The following is a 15593-nucleotide window of genomic DNA, read 5'->3' as shown; positions in this document are numbered from 1 at the left end:
GTGCACCTTTTAGTTTGCATTAGTTTAAATTGGGAAAGGCTTATGAACGCATAAGCCCTTGTGAGACTTCCGGTTCCAACTTCTACATATTTGCGATTTTTTTGAAGTGTGCATATTTATTTGAACAATGGTTCTTTATTGCTTTTATGTGGCTGTGGAACCGTTAGTCTTACTTTTACGGGAACTTCTGTAAAGTATAAGTTAATTCCGTTTTCACAGCCATGGGTTTGCTTAGGTTTACAGGTAGAAAACGAATGGCTCTATGCGGAATTGTGTGGGTGCTTAAGGTCGAGTTTACCTGCTAATAAATAGATCATAGTGATAAAATTATTGATATTCCGGTTCCCCCTCGCTCTTCTTTTTGCCAGCTGGATCTTTATGTTAATCCCTTCTAATATCCCATTGGTTAACCGAGATGTAGTAAAACTTATTAAATTCCATAACAGTGAGCTTTCAGGGTTTTGGTGAATTCGATGAATGGGAAGATGTTACTCTCCCCCACCTGGCCACACCAATCAGCTAAAAATATTTCTGCTTATTGTTCTTCCTTCATTTCCCAGAAGTCATCAAATAGTATTTTAAGCCAGTAGGCTTCGTCAAGAGTTGGATATAGCTTAAACAAGCTATCCGGCTTATCTTTTTGTGCCTTGCTCAACTTCTTCTCTCCTTTTAAATTAGGTGTACTTATGGGCTTTGACCTTGGCCCCGCTTCGTGAAATCCCGGTCAACCGTGACTGAAAATGTCAGTGGCACCAGACATTTCAGCCTGTAATATTGCATGCTTTTAAAAAAAATCATGGTCTCCCCCCCCCTTTTAGATTATTGGTGTCAATAAGTTATTGACAGCACATTTGAAAATGGATATTCAAAAATTGCAGCCATGAAAAAGCACCTTTTTCACCTTATCTTTTTATTGTTGCCTATAACCTTTTTTGCCCAACAATCTGCCTTATATGTAGAGTTTACAGGCTCAGGTATCCCTCATAAGGGTATAATTCTAATAAATGAACAAACCCGGCAAGGCGTATTTAAAGTTGCCATTCCATCACAAAATGGAATCATGGTGATAGAGCAACTTGCACAGCTAAGCCTCTTACAGGTACCAAATGTATACGCTTTCGGGCAATCTGGATGGCAAATGAGTCAGCAAAACCAAACTCAGGGCTCCAATCAGGACTTTGTCATCATGTGCAACACACCCCGTATTGCTTCGACCGGGCAAATGGCACCCGGCTACCAACCAGACACTTTTGTTTTTCAGAACGGGCAGCTTACGGTACGATCTAATGGTCAAGCCACTCGGGTTAACGCTCGTCCTATCCAATCTCAACAGGAGTATTTAGCTATTGCTCAACAACTAGGTCTCATTCAGTCCACACAGCCTACTACAGCTCCTGTCCCCAACCCGTCTTCCCAGGCCACCCCTGTCTTTCCTACTAATGTCCCGAACATGCCTTCACCCCAAACTAATCCCGCCCCTGGCCCACAATACCCCACGAACACCCCAGGTGGGCTCGGCAATCCATATCGCTACTAAGAATATCATTCTTCTCTACATTCCAATGTCCTAATTAAAATGATATCATCATGAAGAAGCTACTTTTGTATCTTACTATGCTCAGCATTCTAAGCATCTGGTCGTGTGAAGAACCGGCAACACTACTACCATCTATATCTGGCTGTACTGATGAATTTTCGTTCAACTACCATCCCGATGCCAATGAAGATGATGGCTCTTGTATGCCCATGCACGGCTGTTTAGGCTGGGTAGGCGGCTATAGCAAATCTGGACAAATCATCAGTTCTTTAGGTCATGCTGCTTACGATCAAAAGTTCTGGAAAGAAGTGGCCATACAACGTGCCTTTTTCCAGCAGATCCCTGCCCAAGTGTCTATCCTTTTAGAGCCTGAGCCGGAATTAAAGAATGCTTATGCCAGCAGTGATGGGCAAATCAGGTTTGGCTACTACATGTTTTGGGATATACTGGACCAATATGGCGAATTGCCCGTAGCCAGCATCTTGGCCCATGAGTGGGGGCACCGCACCCAGTTTCATTCCAATTGGAACGATTATAACCAGCCTGCTCATATGGAACTGGAGGCTGACGCATTTAGCGGTTTTTACCTTTTTCTGGCTAAACGCTGGGCATGGTCTCAAATCCAGGATGTATACCAGGCATTGATGGATTTTGGTGATTACAATTTCAACCACCCTCAACACCACGGCACACCCAATGAGAGATATGCAGCAGCGCGTCTGGGAGTGGAACTTGGGAAATATGCAGTAGAAAATGAACGGCAATTCTCCTACAAGGAGCTGCATGATATTTTCATCGAGCAAATTCGCACGCAGATCAAACCCAGAAGCTTGGAAGAAAAGCCTGTTGAGTACTCCGAGATTACCTTTCCGGAAGGGGTGACAGACGAAGAAGTGCGGAAACTGTTTCCCAGAGAATAATGGCAGATCACCGTTTGGTTGTCAATCAAAACCACAAAACAATGAAACTCAGCACCCAAATCTTACACCTATTCTTGCTTTGTTTCCTATTTGTACCGACTACGCAGGGGCAAACCAAAGAATACCATACTGACGACTGGTATAGGACCAGCTACAAACCTGCGGAAGGCTATCGCAAAGTAACCAATCTTGAAATTGGGACCAGCATGCAATCCTTTACAGATTATTGGGGACAAGTGCACTATACTGCGGCTACAGATGGCAGAGTACTAAGGGAAGTCAAGGATTATTATCCGAATGGCGGGCTTCGTTTTAAATGTAAAGCTATTTCAGTGACGCAATTACCGGATGAACTACTATTCGAGGGGCCTGCAGAGTGGTACTATCAGGATGGCTCCATCAAAGAAAAAGGCTCGTTCTTAAATGGTAAGCCACATGGCGAGTTTGCAGAATACGCCCCGAACGGAACTATTACCCGGAAAACCATCTACCAAAAAGGAAAGGCGGTTACAAAAAACCGCCATAGGGGGGCCATCTACACCCCTCTATTGGGTACCTGGTTGTACAACGAAGTAAAATACAATACGCCATCACCTCACATTACCAAAACTACCCAAAATAAGGTGACGTTTTCAGCAGATGGTATTTTATCGATCCAAACCAAAGTTGATCATCAATCCAATGACCCTTCTATGGCCATGTTTTGTCCATTGCTGGGAAATGGCACATTTACAGCATCGTACAATTGGCGATATGTGCAAGCTGCTGGCGGGCATTTTCTGGAAGAATACGATGGTGAGGAGATGGTTGCAAAAAGCCGCATACAGTGGCAGGGCAACAATAGGGTTTCCTTTGTTGTATTGCATTCTAACAACCCGGAGAATATAGGGCGGACACTGACTTACCAAAGAATACGCTAATAGCACTTCAATCTAAATGTTATGAAAATGAACTCGAAGGGCGTATGGCTATGCTTTGCTCTGTTCTTAACCGCATATGGACAAATAGCGGCACAGGCCGGAACATGCCTAAAATGCAAGGGTCTTGGTAGCGTACCATTCTATACCACAGACGACTATGGAAACAGTTCTTTTATCTACATCGCCTGCAGGCGCTGCAATGGGACTGGAAAATCGGTAAACGTCAATGCCCCTGATGTAAAACCCGAAAAAAAGAAGCTCGAAACATTAAATGCACTCATTGGTAAATGGCAATATATACACTCAGACTTTACAACATACAGGTTCACACAGCAATTTTTTGGTGACGGTAGTTGCCTGAGTGTAATTGAATTTCTTAACCCTTTTTGGAATAGTTGGTCAGTAAATGCGACTTATCCGAGGGAATATAGCTGGGGCTATGTCAAAACAAATGACCAGTCCGGCATACTTGAACAATACCAGGGCGGTGAACTCGTGAACCGCTTTTCCGTACAGTGGACGAGCCCCAACACCTTCACGGCAAAGCTGGCGTTTACAACTGAGTACACAATCAATAAAAGCGGCTGGTTTTATTTTCAGCGCAGCATGTAGGAAGGTAAACAACAGTAATAAACTGACTGGCAGGAATGAACTTACTTTTGGGATGACCGAAAGATGGGAAGCTTATGCCTGCTTGATTGAATTGTAAATTATTTTTTCACTTTCAAATTTCAAATTATCATGAAAAGGTTATCTTTTTTAGCATTTTTTGCCATCGGGTTTTTCACACTTAATGCCCAGAAAGCACATGAAGTAGGCACTGTCATTATTCTTATGGACGGTGGCGGTAGTGCTCAAGGAGCAGGAGGTACAAGTGGTACATCAGCTGGTGGTAGTGGTTATGAACCTTCTGAACAAGACATGAATTTAGAGACAACTCAACCTTATTATCAGTATGTACATAAATCAAAAAGTGGAAAGAAATACAAAGTTACAAATCATAAACAAGGCGATGAATATGTAATTAAAGCCACTGAAATCAAAAACAGCCCGAACTATGCTGGACTATCCTTTACCTTTAAGGTACCAAAGTCCATGGAAGAAGCTATAAAACTCGCGCAAACAATTCCGGGAAATAATTACTATACTCACTGTGAGGAACAGATAACTGCTAAAGAACAAGAATGGGCCGTGCAAGGCAAATTAAATATTGAAGGAGGAACTCCTCTGATAAAAGGCGGTGCAGGAACATCTGTTAATAAATCATGGGGGAACAATCATGCAACTAAAAACTCAGGTTGTGTTACAATCCAACTGAACGAGCAATAGTGGTTCATGCCGACGATTGATAGCATAGCAAACCATATCAATCGTCGGCGTTTAAGCTGGAAAGTGTGTTGTTACGAAACCAAAGCATACCTTATATAATATGCTGTGTCATTCATATTTAATAATGAAACAAGGGTTTATGTCGATCCCTATACGTGTAGGTAATGCAAGGGGACAGGTAGCAAAGGAAATAGCAGTGGTTCTTTTGCTTGAGGGGAGGTATAATGATTTCAAGCAGTTTATTTACGCAAAATTTCTTAATGCGCTTGGGGCTCACAATTAAATTAAGTAACCCCATTTTATAGGTGTATACTTCATCTCACTGCTTTCTGATTTTACCTAAAACTTAAATATCACCCTAAAATGACAAAAAAATCCTCCCATACCGCGCTCGGCCTGGCAATACTATTCTTCCTGCTTACGGCCATCTTTACCTTATTCATTATCCTTAATAAACAAAAAACCACAATCTGGGGGCTCAATCAGGCGCTTATTGCCAGCGGTATTGGCTTCACCCTGGTAGCCATATTAGTTAACCGCTGGTCAATTGTAGAGATCAAGCGTTACCTGAAAAAAGCCGAACCGGCCTCCAGCCATTGTGATTACTGTCATAACAGCCCTGCCGGCCCCTTGCTGTGCAGCCACTGCAACAGTATTATGTGGAACCGCATCCAATCAAAGTACACACAAGTGGCGGTTTTCATTGCGCATCACCGCTGGCCGGTATTGTCTGGCTTTCTGGCTTTATTGGTGATTGCTCCTATGTCCATCATTTACAGTCTAAAGGTGGAAAAGGAGGCGGAAATAGATCGCATTATTGAGCGTACAGAAGCGTATATTGAGAGGAGCAATGAGTTGCGGGCGAAGATCATGAATTATGAAAATAGCTTTGAACATTTTGTCATTAAGGAAGACGCATTTAACGAAATCATTAACCGGTATACCGATTTGAGCTGGGAATACCCTATGTTGCTTCAGGAAGTTGAAAGTTTGGCAGGAGGCCATCTGACAAGTGAGGATATCCATTTTACCGACACCTCCGGTATCAAACTTGCCAAGAGTGTAAAATCGATAGTGGTAGATGGCAATAATATAATAGATGGTAACACCTGTTTTTATCCGGTACAGATGAACGATAGGTGGATTCAATTTTTAAAGGAAACCTATAAGGCGGACCAAGCCTCGTTTACCAATGACCAAGACCTGATTTGCCATCGGAAGCAGGCAGCGTTCAACTTGTATTCCGAACTAAAAGTTCAAAACTTAATCTTACGTGAATTTGCCTTATACCTACGTAACTTTAACATCAAGAACGATGAAAACATAAAGCAGTTATCTCATATATTTAGTGCAAGCGAAGGGGTATTCGATATGAAGACGCTTGTCGCAATCAATACAAGTGAATACAGGATGAGTGAACTAGATAACCTTAATTTTCGAATGCCATAACAGTTAAAAAAATATTGCCATGCACCCCAGCCTTAAGCCCTTTATTTCACTTTTATTATTGACTTGTATTGCTACTTATAGCACGGGGCAAAGCATCTCTTACAAGATAGCTCAGGCCTATCAACAAAAAGCGGATCAATTCTTAGAACAAGAACAATTTGGCCTTGCCTTACGGCACTACCATAAATCAATCAAGCTACTGCAAAATGAAAGAGATAGCCTTTCGAACTTGCTTCTGTCAGAATCTTACCAAAAAGCAGGAGAAGCTCATGAAAAGAAAATGAACTATGACAGCACCGAGTGGTATTTTTCCAAGTGCCTAAGTACTCTTCAAAGCTTATACGGTTCAAATAGTAGGCAATCTGTCAAATTTATGAACCATTTTGCCGGATTTTACGCCGGCAGCGGAGATTGGAAGGCCTCTCTGCAAATGCGGTTAAATGCCCTCGAAATTGCCGAAAGCACAGAAGGAATACAGGACCTCATTGTCATTCTTTGCAACAACATCGCTATTCTATACTTAGGAATTAAAGAGAATACTTTCGCAAGAACATATATCGAAAAAGGCATTGCCAGCCTTCAATCGTGCGGACTGCCCCCTCACAAAAGAGCGATTTTCCTGGCTAATTATTCCAACATTTTATCCAACGACGGGGAGACAGAACTTGCATTTGAAGTCATAAATAAAGCCGAAGAACTGACAAGCAATAACACTTACGCTATTGTTTCACTTCTACAAATAAAAGCCGAAATGTTCCGCCGTATAGGTGATCATGAGTCTTCTTTACGCTCTGAGCAAAAAAGATTAAAGTGCCTGTTAGCCGATCCGATTGGACCTAATGACCTTGCTATTGCCCGGCTCATGTTGGGCAAAGACTTGAGAACATTAGGAAAGGCGGATAAAGCCTTGCTGCAATTGGACACTATAATCGATGAGTTTAGTGGCCAGCAAGTGGAAGACATCCTTTCTGATGTGTACTTTGAAAAGGGAATGTGCAACTTACAAATATCCAAGCCTGATAAAGCCATCGATTTTCTGCAGCAGTCTTTAATATTAAACTCCTACCAAAATAACTCTGTCAAAACCCTCAACAGATATGCCCGGGGCTTTAACTGTTTTTTCTACTTAGCAGAAGCATACAGACAAAAAGAAGCCCCGCTACTTGCTTTTGATGCCTATAACAAAGCCGATTCTTGCTTAATAGAGCAACGCAAACAAATACTGGTACAGTCCTCTAAGGAAAAGCTTGGCCCTGATGCACTTGCTCTTGCAGAAAGACTTTTATCACTAAAAGGAATGCCCCATACCATTGAATATACAGAGGCCTGCTTCCGCGTAATCGAACACTCCAAATCGCTTATCCTGTATGAATCTTTTTTGTCATCCAAAGCCACCCAAATAGCAGAATTATCAGCCGAACTTAGAAACCATGAACAGGAAGTACTTAGGGCAATCAACAGTGCACAAATCGACTTATCGAATGCTGTGGAAAAAGGAGTGCCGAGAACTTCTGCCAAATACCAACGCCTGCGTGCCCGGCTGAATGATGCTTATTTAGATTTCCGGCGATTAACGGCTGAGTATAAAAGAAACCATCCTAATTACTTTAGGCTGAAGTATGATTTTTCCCCAGTTTCCGACTCTTATGTTCAAAAAAAGCTAATCAACGATAACCAAGCCTTATTGGAATACCTCGTCGGCGACAGCAGCATATTCATCTTCCTGATCCCAAAAGAAGGAGCGCCAATACTAAAAGAGGTCAAAAAAGACTTTCCGCTGGAAGACTGGGTAGCAAAATTCCGGGAAGGGGTGAGCAACACCAACAAGGTGGAAACCTACCTCAAATATGCCCAACTGCTCTACGACAACCTTATACAGCCCGTAGCCGAACAATTACCGGAACGCGTCATCATCGTACCCGATGGTGTACTTGGCTACCTACCCTTTTCAGCTTTGCTCAGCGGGCAGCCTGTCAGCCTGGGCAACTTGAGTACCTATCCATTTCTGCTCAAAGAACACCAGTTCAGCTACAGCTACTCTGCCACCTTACTGAAAGAGATGCAAGACAAAGAACACCGCCATGAAGCGGAAGGCCAGTTGCTGGCTTTTGCTCCTTTTTTTGAAGAGGAAACCACCACGGTAAATGAGCAACGAAGCGATGTGTGGAAAGGGTTGCCCGCCTCCGGCCCCGAAGTGCAACAAGCCGCCTCTTCTTTTCCGGATAATCACCTGATCCTGTTGGGGAAAGAAGCTACAAAAGCAGCTTTCTTAAAATCAGCCGCCAAATACCGCTTCCTTCACATTGCGACTCATGGGCAGGCTGATGGCCGGGTAGGTGATTACTCCTTCCTCGTTTTTGCCAGCCCCACAGATACCTCAACAGCAGCCCGCCTCTTTGTGCGTGAACTATATAATCTGGAACTCAATGCTGATATGGTCGTCCTTTCCGCCTGCCAGGTCGGCGCAGGCCAGTTGCAGCGGGGCGAGGGCATCATCAGCCTGGCGCGCGCCTTTGCTTATGCCGGAGCCAAGAGCCTTGTTTTTCCAATATGGAGTGTCAACGACGGTAAGACAGCGGAATTGATGGGCTATTTTTATGAATACCTGGCGGAAGGAGCACCTAAGGATGAGGCACTGCGCTCGGCTCAGCTCAAATATCTGGACCAACAGCCCAGTAACTTCGCTAAACACCCTGCTTTTTGGGCGGCATTTTCGGCGGTGGGAGATATGGCCCCGATCAAATAAACCTTCTTATAACATAAGAAACACGTCATTATGCAATATATCAAGTATTTAAGTGTCACAGCTGTAATGCTATTGATTGGGGGGCAGTTCTTGTCTGCTCAGGAACGGGAGTGGGAGGTTGGAGATACTTCCTATGCCCAAAAACTATTGGACGCGGGGAAGAGGCTGACCCAAGAAGGAAAGCTAATCGAAGCATTAAGCACGCTTCAAATGGCTGAAGATATTTATATTCAAACAACTGGCGAAACAACCAAAGAAATTGCCATTGTTTACGACCAAATAGGACAAGTGCTTGCTTACATGAATAAATTTGACGAATCAATCACTCATTTTGAAAAAGCACTAAATATTAGAAAACAAATTTACAGAGAAGGCGACATTCAAGTTGTTATATCTCTGAATAACCTTGCCCTTACCTTAAACTATAACAGTGAATATGAACGGGCTGGAGAATACTATGAAGAGTCACTCAAATTAATTCTGGAACTCTATGGTGAGGATCACAAAAACACACCTATAGCCTACAGCAATTTGGGGGCGAACTATAATAATAGAGGGGAATATAAAAAATCAATCGAATGCGATAGTCAGGCCCTAAGGTTAAGGATTAAAATGTACGGGGAGGATTCACCTGAAGTAGCTGAGTCATATAACAACTTGGGAATAAACTTTCAAGATATAGGAGATTTTGACAAATCAATTGAACTACACAAAAAAGCGCTTTCAATCCGATTAAAAGCCTTAGGATTTCTACACAAACATACTGCCTATTCGTATTTAAACCTCGGTACTTCCTACATGGATAAAGGTGACTACCAAAGGCAGTTAGAATATCTACTGAAAGCTTTTGAAATTGATACGAGCTTATACGGTGATGAAAGCCCAGAAATTATCTCAACCTATAATAATATAGGAGTTGGTTATATTAACTTGGGAGATTATGAACGCGCTATATCGTACTTATCCAAAGCACTTTTTCTGGAAAAAAAATACTATGGAAAAAAACACATTGATATAGCTACCACATTAAACAACATTGGCATTTGTTATTCATCATTAAAGGATTATCAAAAGGCAACCGAATACCAAAAGGATGCTCTGGAAATACGATTAGAGGTATTCGGGCACAATCACCGTACCGTGGCAGACTCTTATAATAACCTTGGCACCATTGCCTATGACAGGAAAGATTTTAAAGAGTCAGTCAAATTTCACCAAAAGGCACTTGAGTTAAGGAAATCACTACTTGGAAAAGAGCACCCTGACGTAGCTTCTTCCAATTTTAATTTAGGATTAGTGTACGAAGAAAAAGGAGAACTAAACATAGCCCAAACCTACTATCAAAGCGCGCTAAATGAAAACATAAAAGTCTTTGGTGGAAGGCATCCAGAAGTTGCGAAAGTTTATCGAGCCCTTGCCTCAATTGCGATTCAGAGACAATCCTTTACAGAAGCAGAGAGTTTACTAAAAAAATCCTTTGGGGCCTTGAGTTTTCAAAGTGGGCATTCGCTATCATCAATTTCCTCGATTCCTGGCTTATTATTGACTCAAAACACTCAGATCAATCTGTTCAATAAAAAATATGACGTCTTAAAACATAATAGTTATCTACATGCGTCCCGTCGGGCTTATCAGGAAGCCTTTGAGACTATACAGTATCAATCCGAACTAAGCTCATCAAAATCTATCCTCCGAGAGAACATACAATCTACGTTTGAAGGAGCTATAATTGCAAATCATTCGCTTTATTCTCTGACAGATTCAGCAATCTATTTAAAAGATGCATTTTTTATCGCAGAAAATGCTAAGGCACAATTATTATATGCATCTATCAAGGAATCAAATGCTCTTAAATTTTCCGGTATCCCCGATTCCCTACTCCAACGAGAATATGACCTCCGGATAGACATGACATACTTAGATAAAAAACGCCGGGCTTTACTCCAAAAAGACTATGAGGCCATTGATACTACTGTACTTTCCCTTAGCAATCAAATCTTCGACCTGGAGCAAGAGCTAGAAGCCCTCAAAAAACAGTTCGAAGAGGCCTACCCCGCCTACCACCGCCTAAAATATGACCGCTCCACCATCTCTATCTCCGAGGTACAGCAAGAGTTACTCAAACCCGATCAGGCACTGCTCGAATACTTTGTAGGCGACAGCAGCATTTTCATTTTCCTGATCCCAAAAGAAGGAGCGCCAATACTAAAAGAGGTCAAAAAAGACTTTCCGTTGGAAGACTGGGTGGCAAAATTCCGGGAAGGGGTGAGCAACACCAACAAGGTGAAAACCTACCTCAAATATGCCCAACTGCTCTACGATAGCCTTATACAGCCCGTAGCCGAACAATTACCGGAACGCGTAATTATTGTACCCGATGGCGTACTCGGCTATCTGCCCTTTTCTGCATTACTCAGCGGGCAGCCGGGCAATATAGGCAACCCTAAAACCTATCCGTTTTTGCTCAAAGAGCATCAGTTCAGCTACAGTTATTCTGCCACCTTACTGAAAGAGATGCGAGACAAAGAGCACCGGCATCAAGCGGAAGGCCAGTTGCTGGCTTTTGCTCCGTTCTTTGAAAGTGAAATAGCCGGCATAACAGAACAAAGAAGTGATGCCTGGAAAAAACTACCCTTTACAGGCCCTGAAGTAAAAAGAGTAGCCTCCTTTTTCCCTAAAAAGTACCTAATCTTTTCCGGCAAAAAGGCGACCAAGGAAGCTTTCCTTCAAGACGCCGCTCACTATCGCTTCCTCCACATTGCTACTCATGGACAAGCCGATGACCGGGTAGGCGATTATTCCTTCCTCGTTTTTGCCAGCCCCACAGATACCTCAACAGCAGCCCGCCTCTTTGTGCGTGAACTATATAATCTGGAACTCAATGCTGATATGGTCGTCCTTTCCGCCTGCCAGGTGGGCGCAGGCCAGTTGCAGCGGGGCGAGGGCATCATCAGCCTGGCGCGCGCCTTTGCTTATGCCGGAGCCAAGAGCCTTGTTTTTCCAATATGGAGTGTCAACGACGGTAAGACGGCGGAATTGATGGGCTATTTTTATGAATACCTGGCGGAAGGAGCACCTAAGGATGAGGCACTGCGCTCGGCTCAGCTCAAATATCTGGACCAACAGCCCAGTAACTTCGCTAAACACCCTGCTTTTTGGGCGGCATTTTCGGCGGTGGGGGATATGCGAGCTATTAACCAATAAACTAATCTTGGCAAAGCCTGTTTGCTTTTACTTTTGCGGCCAGTTCCTCAACCCTATCCATATAGCTATGTCCCTCTTCCTCCAGAATCTCTTTTAACAGCTTCATATAAGCATCGCAATTATTCGGAAGTTGGGCAACGTAAGACAATAGGGCTAAATATTGAGCGTCGTGTTTTCTAAAAACGTCATCTACCGCTAAATAGGATTGTGCCGCTGCCTCATAGGTCCCGGTTTTGAAAAGCACTATACCTTTTAGAAAATGCATAGAATCAGGCACAATAGACGACAAGGTTTCAAAATCTCCTTTATTGTATAATTCTTGTATGCTGGTTTCCATAGAATCTGCTTCCTCAGAACTAGCTCGATAAACGTTAAAGACCGATGCCATAAATTGATTATGCTGGCCCTTAACTTCCAATTGCAGTTTATTGTCTTTTTCTTCTATTTCAGCAATTGGCACATTTCTCTCTTTGGCTTGCACTTTAGTATCAGGTGGCAGAGTTTTCTCAGGCTGAGCCTCATTTATCTCCACCGTATCTGCTAATACCTCCAGGGGGAACTGCCTTTTCTTTGTTACGGTGTCCTTGCTAGGCTGTGCCTCTTCTGCCTCTTCTGCCTTTTCATTCGTTAGGGTCGCGGCAGATGACATTTCACAAACAATTACTCCCAATATTGCCAAAAGAAGGAAGACTACCCCTGTCCATATCCATGGACGGTATTTAGTGCTGGTATCAGAAACAGGATCCGCCTTGGATGGCAGAGGGGTTATCGTCCCATCTGCCCGCCAAATTTCAAATTTCTGCCGGAGGGCCTGCTTGCGTAAATACCTATAAACCTCCACCTGTTTTTTCACCTGCTCGAATTGTATTTGTAGCATTTCATCCTTTTCAAGCGCTGCCTCAAATACAGCACGTTTCCCCGGTGGCATTACCCCCATCAGGTAAGCTTCTATGTCTTCTATTGAATATTTCTGATCCATCACATTTTAATTAAAAAACCATTCACAGCATTTTCAAAACAACTCCCGTAACTTCCTTTTGCATTCTTTGACTGCATCTTTAGCTGTAGACTCTGTCCATCTCATCTCCATCGCAATTTCTGCACTGGAAAAACTCAACATCCAAAGTCCTAATACTTTTTGGCAGCGTTTGCCCAGCTTTGCAAGTATCTTATGAATCCATTCTCTTTCTTGTTTAGATTCCAATAGCTCTTCCGGGTCAATACCCTGATCTGTCAACAAAGGGTTATCGGGGTTGCTTAGCTGTTCCTGCTCTAATAGGTTGTCTCGCCGGTTATTTTTCCTTGCATCTCTCATGATAAGGAAATTCGCTATACTTAGAATATATGTCCTCACTTTACTTTTTGACGGGTCATACACTCCAGACCAGACTTTCTCACAAAAGGTGATAATTGACTCCTGCAGGATATCATCGCTATTAATATCAGAACTGTTCCCTACCCATTTCATAATGGTATGTCTGATTATATCGTCTTGATACAGCTGCTGTAACGCCTTATCCTGTAACTTACGGTTTTTACCTCTTAATGCGGCGGCGATCTCTTCATCAGACATGTCGTCAGAAGGACTGGGGTGCTTCTTCATAGATTATTGTCAGTAGGAGGTTAAAAGAGGGTGGTTGTCTTAAAATACTAATCATTTAAAGCAATAGTCCGTGGCGAATCATGCGGCAACTTTGCCGATAGCCATGAAGTGCTTGGGGATGGAATTAATTTTTGAAAGCTGTGCGCCAATGCCAAACATCGAGTGTATCCGTACAGCTCCAAAAGAAAATAACTAGAGAAAGAAAAGTTGAAATTTTCATAACTGTTTATTTAGTGTGCACTCCCAGTCTTTTAAGAAGTCACATTACTCTTCACTGCCAACCATGCCCTTACTTACTCAAAGTAAAAGCCCTTCAGCACGTAAGCGTAACCTGACAAGGATAACGTCATCTGTTCTTCAAGAAATAGGCTAAGCGGTAGGATTAATCTTCAACAATGAAGATAGAGAAATAACTCGAACCCTAAAATCTTTAATTCCAAATTAAGTATAGTTTTTTAGCCCTTGATCACCGCTCCCGCAAACGCAAGCGTTATAACGCTCTACTCCACACAGACGAAAGCGCCCACCACTTAATACAGCCCCCCACCGTTCGTGGCGGTGGATATCCCCCCAGCTTAACGCAAAATCATTTACAATAGCTGTTAAGTCGAAATCAAAATTGGCAGGCATCATAGGGTTCCTATTCTTTATTATTGCAGCTAACAGCTGCAAGATAGTGTCTGACAAAGTATGTAAGTGGTGGGGTAAAGAATACAAAGATTTTAGAGGTTCAAGCTATTGTTCAAAGAAATGTGAGGCCGAAGCAGAGAGCAAACGTCGATTCAAGCATAATATATAAGTGTTGTCCTTTTTCAGGGCAGCAATTAAAAAGCCCAGGCGCATCCACGCCCGGGCTTTCTCATTTTATCAATAAGCGCTACTCCCCTACCCCTCAGCCATCTGTTTAGCCCGAGCACGGACACGGGCCTTCTCAGCCTTCCGCTTTTCCTCATTGTACTGCGCTTGCAGGACCTCGTTGCCGCTGGTATGGAGCATGCGGAAGCCGTTGCCCAGTTGGCGCTGGTACATAGCCAGATCACGGACCACCTTCTCTGCGATGTTGCTCAGGTCGGCTACCTTTTGGGTGGTGGCTCTGCTCATGTCGATCTCGACTTTCTTTTTGCCAAACTCGACAGTCAGCTTCAAGGTGTTATTACCGACCGCTTCGTTTTCCAGCGTCTTGGCTTCTTCTGCCAGCGTCTCGGTGTAGCCCATCTTGATCTTAAATTCCTCATAAGCCAGGTCACGCTCTTCCTGGGTGATTTTGGTCAGCTGCTCGCGCTCGCTTGCAAGTTCGTTGCGGCGGGCGGCGATTTTGGCCAGCTGCTCTTTAGATTGATTGTCCATTGTAAATACCTATTTAGTTAAAAAATAATGCTAAACGGATCGTTGGAGATTCAGCCAGAACCGACCGAAGCCTTTGAGCTTTTTGAAGGGGTAGCCGTTCCGATTCTCTACCCACAACTCAATGTCATTGAGGGCCTGCACAAAGGTGCCTTTGATTTCGTCCATCAGGTCTGGATCAAATAGGCTTTCATCGGTGAGCTTGTTGTAGCTCTGCGATGCTTTCGCAGCTTTCAGGGCTTCCTTAATAGCCTGGGCCCGGTTGCCTTCCTCGGTCTGGAAAAGATTGTGCAGATAGTACCGGCTGTCGTCTGGCTGAAAATTGATGATGGTTTCATAACCTCGTATCTCCCCTTCTTCATCGGAGTATTTGAGCACGGTTTCAAAAACAAAAGTCCCCCGGCGGTGGCGCTGGGCGTGATACTTAGTCGTGACTTCCTTGAAGTTGATATCGCGGACTCTTTTCCGGATAATGCCGCGATTTTGCAGCGTTTTCAGTACCCCCATAAATTTTTTGTCCTTAGTAAGGAGGTTGTGACTT

The 15593-nt window shown here is 43.3% G+C and carries 13 protein-coding genes; 8 read left to right on the top strand and 5 right to left on the bottom strand.

The window, feature by feature from the left end; translation table 11 throughout:
• Positions 1-260 precede the first annotated feature (260 nt).
• Positions 261-470 (bottom strand): transposase, encoded by a 210-nt coding sequence (locus tag ACO08I_RS30005; RefSeq protein ID WP_421949742.1) that lies wholly within the window; start codon positions 468-470, stop codon positions 261-263.
• 410 nt (positions 471-880) lie between these two features.
• Here ACO08I_RS30005 and ACO08I_RS30000 point away from each other — a divergent pair, with 410 nt between their 5' ends.
• The 8 genes from ACO08I_RS30000 to ACO08I_RS29965 all read left to right on the top strand — a co-directional run bounded on the left by ACO08I_RS30000 (position 881) and on the right by ACO08I_RS29965 (position 12105).
• Positions 881-1537, top strand: coding sequence for a hypothetical protein (locus ACO08I_RS30000; protein WP_421948060.1), 657 nt, complete (start codon positions 881-883; stop codon positions 1535-1537).
• 50 nt (positions 1538-1587) lie between these two features.
• Positions 1588-2457 carry a hypothetical protein gene (locus ACO08I_RS29995; protein WP_044225397.1) on the top strand — a complete coding sequence of 290 codons (870 nt, stop codon included), beginning with the start codon at positions 1588-1590 and terminating at the stop codon, positions 2455-2457.
• A 41-nt stretch (positions 2458-2498) separates the two neighbouring features.
• Complete coding sequence (locus ACO08I_RS29990) at positions 2499-3377, top strand: toxin-antitoxin system YwqK family antitoxin (protein WP_421948059.1); 879 nt, start codon at positions 2499-2501, stop codon at positions 3375-3377.
• 21 nt (positions 3378-3398) lie between these two features.
• Positions 3399-3989: a hypothetical protein gene (locus tag ACO08I_RS29985; RefSeq protein ID WP_421948058.1), complete on the top strand. Its 591-nt coding sequence runs from the start codon at positions 3399-3401 to the stop codon at positions 3987-3989.
• Positions 3990-4118: 129 nt separating this feature from the next.
• Entirely contained in the window at positions 4119-4706 is a 588-nt protein-coding gene (locus ACO08I_RS29980; RefSeq protein WP_282776018.1) for a hypothetical protein, read from the top strand.
• A 363-nt stretch (positions 4707-5069) separates the two neighbouring features.
• The gene (locus tag ACO08I_RS29975) at positions 5070-6155 is read left to right on the top strand and encodes a hypothetical protein (RefSeq protein ID WP_421948057.1); all 1086 of its coding nucleotides are present in this window, start codon (positions 5070-5072) and stop codon (positions 6153-6155) included.
• 373 nt (positions 6156-6528) lie between these two features.
• Entirely contained in the window at positions 6529-8901 is a 2373-nt protein-coding gene (locus tag ACO08I_RS29970; RefSeq protein WP_421948056.1) for a CHAT domain-containing protein, read from the top strand.
• Between the two features lie 30 nt (positions 8902-8931).
• Positions 8932-12105, top strand: a complete 3174-nt coding sequence (locus tag ACO08I_RS29965; protein WP_421948055.1) for a tetratricopeptide repeat protein — start codon at positions 8932-8934, stop codon at positions 12103-12105.
• 1 nt (position 12106) lies between these two features.
• Here ACO08I_RS29965 and ACO08I_RS29960 read toward each other — a convergent pair whose 3' ends face one another.
• From ACO08I_RS29960 to ACO08I_RS29945, 4 genes are all read right to left on the bottom strand, one after another.
• Positions 12107-13084, bottom strand: a complete 978-nt coding sequence (locus ACO08I_RS29960; protein ID WP_282776013.1) for a hypothetical protein — start codon at positions 13082-13084, stop codon at positions 12107-12109.
• Between the two features lie 33 nt (positions 13085-13117).
• Positions 13118-13708, bottom strand: a complete 591-nt coding sequence (locus ACO08I_RS29955; protein WP_421948054.1) for an RNA polymerase sigma factor — start codon at positions 13706-13708, stop codon at positions 13118-13120.
• Positions 13709-14593: 885 nt separating this feature from the next.
• Positions 14594-15055 carry a hypothetical protein gene (locus tag ACO08I_RS29950; protein WP_282774243.1) on the bottom strand — a complete coding sequence of 154 codons (462 nt, stop codon included), beginning with the start codon at positions 15053-15055 and terminating at the stop codon, positions 14594-14596.
• 30 nt (positions 15056-15085) lie between these two features.
• Entirely contained in the window at positions 15086-15559 is a 474-nt protein-coding gene (locus ACO08I_RS29945) for a hypothetical protein (protein WP_282774241.1), read from the bottom strand.
• Between the last annotated feature and the right edge of the window lie 34 nt (positions 15560-15593).

This window comes from Phaeodactylibacter xiamenensis (genome assembly GCF_965229835.1).
Classification (GTDB): Bacteria; Bacteroidota; Bacteroidia; order Chitinophagales; family Saprospiraceae; genus Phaeodactylibacter; species Phaeodactylibacter xiamenensis.
This window is presented reverse-complemented; position numbering and strand designations above follow the sequence as displayed.